Below are 5,470 nucleotides of genomic sequence, written 5' to 3'. Positions count from 1 at the left end.
GCCATCGCATTCCCATGGTGCTCAAGCGCGGCTATCACCGCCACTTCACCGGCGGCGGCCCCGACCTGCCGGCCATGGATGCCGAAAACGGCACCTTCCTGTCGCCGATGCGTCAGGGCCTGCGGGTTCTCACCGGCGCCGAGCTCACCACCATGGAGGCGGTCGCCAATCCACGCCAGATCACGCGATCGACCCAGGTGGCGAAAGAGCTGTTCGGTGATCTCAAGCCGGTTGAGGACCAGCCTTGGGTCGGCACCCGGCCCTGCATGCCCGACATGCTGCCGATCATGGGACCATCCGATCGGCAGAAAGGGCTTTGGCTCAATTTCGGCCACGCCCATCACGGCTTCACCCTCGGCCCCACCGCCGGCCGTCTCCTCGCCGAACAGATCGGCTGAGGCACGGCCGCCGGTCTGTCGGTCAGCCGACCACTTCGGCTTCGGCGCGCGGCGCGCCGACATGCGCCACGCAGTCCAGCTCGAACTTCAGCTTGGCACCCAGGACGCCGACGATCGTGCTGCGGCTCGGCCGCGGCTCGGAGAAATACTCGGGATAGATCTGGTTGTAGAGCGCCAGGTCCGCCTCTTCGGCCACATAGGCCTTGACGTTCACTACATGGTCGAGACTCAGCCCGCCAGCCTCGAGGATCGCCTTGAGGTTCTCGATCGAGCGCCGCATTTCCTCTTCGAAGCTGCCCGACACAATGGCGCCGGTCTCCCGGTCCACCGAGGCCTGACCGGACACGAACATCAGGTCGCCGGCAATGAACGCCGGGCTGAACGGCAGATTGGATTTGGCGCCGCCATTGACGAGCTTGAGCATGATGAAATCCTTGAACTAGGGAACGAAACGGGTGGGGAAGGGGTGCACCTCGCCGTCGGAACGGCGTTCCTCCAGCCGGTGGTAGATGATCGGCAGGATCGCCTCCATCCAGCGGTCGCTTTCGACGACGAAGCCCGGCCGGCTGGAATCGAGGCCGAACGGATAGATCCGCACCGGCTTGGCCAGCGCCTCGGCCATCGCCACCTGCCAGCGCTGGTGCATGTAACCGCAGATCAGGTCGGGCTGGAACGCGGCGATCTTGGCGAGCAGATCGCCCATGCCGTCGGCCTCGTTTTCCTGGTCGACCGCCGTGACCTCGAGCGTCTGCACCGCGTCGCATTCGTTCGCCGCGCTCTCGAAGGCCGCCAGCCGGGCCGCCTGTTCGCTCGAAACATGCACCGTGTCGAGATACAGCACACGGTTGGGCCGGTTGCCGAAGCGGTCGAACATCGCGCGGAAGGCCGGGGCATAGTCGAGCCGGAAACTCTGCACCCCCGGCAGTTCCAGCACAGCGTCGAGCACGCTCACCTGGCTGGTCGTCTCGCTCAGCCCGGCGATATCGCTCGCCCTTGTGAGGCCGGTAACCATCACCATGTCCAGCCGGTCCCACAGCGACACCGGCATCTTGTTATGGGTAAAGCTGCCCATCACGAACTCATGCCCGTCGGACACCACGCGCTGCTCCAGCGCGATCACCAGCCGCGTATAAAAGGCATTGTTAAAAATGCCGCCGCCGACGACATTCCGATTGTAGAAAAACCCGACCCTGTGGTGCGCCTCGGCCCACGGCGCTTTGACCAGGAACGAGCCCCGGCCAACCTGCCGCCGGATCACGCCTTCGGCTTCGAGGTCCTTCAACGTCTTGATCACGGTAATCAGCGAGAACTCGCAGAACCGCACGATCTCGTTCTGCGACTCGATCTTGTCGCCGGATTTCAGACCATTGGTCTTCCAGCGGCGCAGCAGCATGTCGCGCAACTGCAGATGGCGCGGCGTCAGTTCGACATTCACGGGCAGGCGCCTCGGACAGGTGGAGCGGCGACGGCGTGGCCGCCGGCACGGGATTGGGCTTGCGCGCCCCTATAGCGCACCCGCGTCACGGGATGAAACGGCGCCGCGTCCATGTTTACACCGAAAGCCTTCTGAGTTAACTCATTAGCATAATAACATGGTAATAGGGATTGCCGGATGGCTGTCAAGCGCAACTGGACCGGTGGCCTGGTCATCACCCCCACCGAAATCGTGCAGCGCGACCTGCTGACCGAGGGTGACCGCATTGTCGATCTGGTCGCGCCGGGCAGTGCCACCGCAGCCGATTTCGAGACCGTCGACTGCGCCGGTGCGCTGCTCGCGCCGGGCCTGATCGATCTGCTCCAGCATGGCTTCGATATCAACCTTTATTCCGATGCGACGCCCGATGGCGTGCCCGATTCCGCTGCAAAACTCCCCGCCCGCGGCGTGACGAGCTTTCTGCCCTCGATCGGTTGCATGCCGCCCGACGCCTTTCCGGACGTCCTCGCGCGCCTCTCGACTGCCTGTGCCGCCGCCACCGGCGCCCGCGCCCTCGGCATTCACAGCGAAGGCCCGTGCTTCAACTCCCCCGGCGCCCACAACCCCGAAAACCTGCAACTGCCCTCCGCCGAACTCGCCGCGCAGATGCTGGAGAGCGCCGATGGCCGCCTCGCCGCCGTGACCATCGCGCCCGAACTGCCCGGCGCCGAAGCCTTCATCCGCACGCTCAAGGCCGAGGGCGTCTCCATCCACCTCGGCCACAGCCGCGCCGCGCCCGACGACGTCTCGCGCTATGTCAGCTGGGGCATCGACGCCGTCACCCACATGTACGATGTCATGCGCGCCCTGCCGCCCGACGACTCGGGCGTCCACGTCTTCTCGCTGCCAGACGCACTGCTTGCCGAACGGCACCTGGCGCTTGGCGTCGTCGCCGACGGCATCCACACCCACCCCAAGCTGCTGCGGATCCTCGCGCAACTGCCCGCCGACCGGGTGTTTCTCGAAACCGACTCGATGAAATACGCCGGCCTCCCGGGCACCGAGTTCGAGTTCTACCCCGGCTATTTCGTCACCAGCGCTCCCGGCAAGGCGGTGCGCGATCGCGACGGCGGGCTCTGCGGCTCCTCGCTCACCTCCGACGAGGCGCTGCGCAATTACGTCGCCATGGCCGGCGCCAGCCTCGTCCAGGCGGCCCAGGCCGGCGCCACTGTCCCGGCTCGCGTCATCGGCCGCGCCGCCGATCTCGGCAGCCTCGAGAAAGGCAAGCTCGCCGATTTCGTCCTGCTCGATCCCGCCGACCTCACCGTCCGGCAAACCATCATCGGCGGCGAAACCCGCTTCAGGACCGCAGCCTAACCGTCCAGCACCTGAGCCCTAAGCGCTCCGGCCCCGCTCCAGCACCTTGCGCAGCGCCACCGCCAGCAGCACCATTAGCGCCCGGTGCGGCTGGCTGATCTGCCGCGTGCCCTCGAGCAGTTCGCGCACCAGCGGCGCATCCGGGTGCCGCGCCGCACCGACGTCCGGCCCCAGCGCCTGCAGCGCCGCGAAAGCACCCTCCACCGGCCCGGTGCCGAGGTCGGCAGCGACACTCTGTAACTGCCGCTGCCGCGCCCGCCTCGCCTCGCTGCCGCCGGGCAGGGTTCTGGCCAGCCGCGACAGCAGCTCGGGCAGGCAATAGCCGGGCATCCGCTCCTCCCGCCGCCAGTTGCGCGCAAAGCGCTCCTCGATCCCGAGGATCTTGGCGATCGCCAGCAGCACCACCTTGCTGCGCGGCTCGCTCGCCAGCTCGGTCTCGGCCGCCACCTGCACATAGATTGCCACCAGTTCGCCGACGCTGTCGCGATCACCGAACTTGCCCAGCGCCGAGGCGGCCGCCAGCCTACAGTCGATATCCACGTCCTCGGCCAGCATCTGCCGGATTGCCGGCAGATAGGCCTCGGCCCGGATATCGCCCAGCGCACGCGCCGCGCGCGAGCGCAGTAGCCGGTTCTGGTCGTCGAGAAAGGCCGCGACCTTTTCGGCGCTGCCCTTGGCCCGCAACTGTCCCAGCGAGTCGAGCGCCGCATATTGCAGCTCGATCAGCCCGTCGTAGCTCAAGACGCTCTCCAGCGCCCGGATCGCCGATGGCGTCGGCGGCAGCCGCCCCAGCGCGCGGATTGCCTCGTGCCGCACGTCGAAACTCGGGTCCGACAGCGCCGCGATCAGCTCGTCCTTGGCGAGCGTGCTGCCCGTCCCGCCGAAGCCATAGGCCAGGTCGCGCCGCCGCTGCTCCGATGTAAAACTCCCCGAGCGCTGAATGCCCCATAGCGCCCGCAGCGGATTGCCGGTCGAAAACTGCCCGAGAAAGTCCCGCACCCCGGTCGCGCCGTCTTCCTTCAGCGCCGCGAACACCCCCGCCGAGGCGACGGTCAGCACTGCCGCGACGAGGAACAGCAGCTCGTAGCCCCCCAGCACGGCGGGACCGAGCGTCAACGGGTTCACCTCGAACTGCTGCACCAGAACGCCCGCCAGCACCGTCAGCCCGCCGCCAAAGATGCCGTCGCTGCTGTAAGCGAGCGCCATATAGCTCTCGCGCTGCGCCGGCGGCACATAGTTCAGCATGTAGATATTGCTCGGCACCATGGCGCCCTGGACGACGAAGCCGAACAGGAAAAACACCAGCCCGATCACCAGGTCGATCCCCGGCAGCCCGGCATGCACGAAGGGCAGGGCGCAGAGCATCGCCAGTTGTAGCGCCTGGAGCGTGACCCGGATCGCCCGGGTCCCGTGCCGGTCGATGAACCAGCCCGAAGCGGTGCTGCCCGCCGCCGCCCCCACGGGGATCAGCGCCGCCATCAGGACGATCTGTCCGCTCGAAATCCCCAGCCGCTCGCGCGCGAACAGCACCAGGAACACGTTCAGCGCCGAAAAGATCAGGTACTGGCTGCCCGAGGAAAACAGGAACGCGAGGAAATTCCTGTCACGCAGTGGCACGCCGAGCTGCCTGAGCGATTGCGACCATTGCGCCACCTCGCCCCGCGCCGTGCCGCCACCGAGGCCGAACAGGCTCAACGCGCCGATGATGCCGATGCCGATGCCGATCGCGAACACTGGGTAGAACCGCTCGATGCCGCTCTGTCCGTCCAGCCACAGCTGGATCATGAACGAGCCGATCAGCGCCACCGGCAGATAGGCCATGGCAATCCGTCCGCTGATCTGCCCGCGCACCAACCGCGGCAAAAACTCCTGGGACCAGGGCGTTACCGCGACTTCGGATAGCGTCCGGCACACGGCATAGAGCATCACCGCACCGAAGATCAGCGCAAAGCTGATCACCGGCGTCGCCGCAAACAGCGGCGCCAGAAACAACGGCAGCAGGAACAGATAGCGCGTCAGCAGCGCCAGCGCCGCCACCCGCCGCGTGCCGAACTTGACGATGATCGGCAGGCTGGCGATCCCCAGCACCTGAAAGAACGGCAAGATGCCGCCGATCAGCCCGATCATGTCGCGGTCGATGCCGAGCTCGGCGGCATAGAGCACCACCGGCGCACCCACCGTGCACAGCACCGCCGTCGCGGTCAGCACCGAATAGGCGTAAAAGAACGGCAGCCGGCGCAGCTTGGCATAGTCGGTCAGTTCGGTGGGCGTACTCACCGGC

The 5,470-nt window shown here is 66.9% G+C and carries 5 protein-coding genes; 2 read left to right on the top strand and 3 right to left on the bottom strand.

The window, feature by feature from the left end:
* The coding region (locus ACN0TK_RS18590) for an NAD(P)/FAD-dependent oxidoreductase (protein WP_417311034.1) at positions 1-398 on the top strand (398 nt) is incomplete at its 5' end.
* Positions 399-420: 22 nt separating this feature from the next.
* Here the strand turns inward: ACN0TK_RS18590 and ACN0TK_RS18585 are convergent.
* Both ACN0TK_RS18585 and ACN0TK_RS18580 read right to left on the bottom strand, forming a co-directional pair.
* Complete coding sequence (locus tag ACN0TK_RS18585; protein WP_417311033.1) at positions 421-822, bottom strand: RidA family protein; 402 nt, start codon at positions 820-822, stop codon at positions 421-423.
* Between the two features lie 15 nt (positions 823-837).
* Entirely contained in the window at positions 838-1,833 is a 996-nt protein-coding gene (locus ACN0TK_RS18580) for a hypothetical protein (RefSeq protein ID WP_417311032.1), read from the bottom strand.
* Positions 1,834-2,010: 177 nt separating this feature from the next.
* Between ACN0TK_RS18580 and ACN0TK_RS18575 the strand changes: the two genes are divergently transcribed.
* Complete coding sequence (locus tag ACN0TK_RS18575; RefSeq protein WP_417311031.1) at positions 2,011-3,189, top strand: N-acetylglucosamine-6-phosphate deacetylase; 1,179 nt, start codon at positions 2,011-2,013, stop codon at positions 3,187-3,189.
* Between the two features lie 18 nt (positions 3,190-3,207).
* Here the strand turns inward: ACN0TK_RS18575 and ACN0TK_RS18570 are convergent.
* Positions 3,208-5,470, bottom strand: a 2,263-nt coding sequence (locus ACN0TK_RS18570; protein ID WP_417311030.1) for an MFS transporter, incomplete at its 5' end; no start/stop codon positions are given.

The organism is Devosia sp., from assembly GCF_048261455.1.
Classification (GTDB): Bacteria; Pseudomonadota; Alphaproteobacteria; order Rhizobiales; family Devosiaceae; genus Devosia_A.
This window is presented reverse-complemented; position numbering and strand designations above follow the sequence as displayed.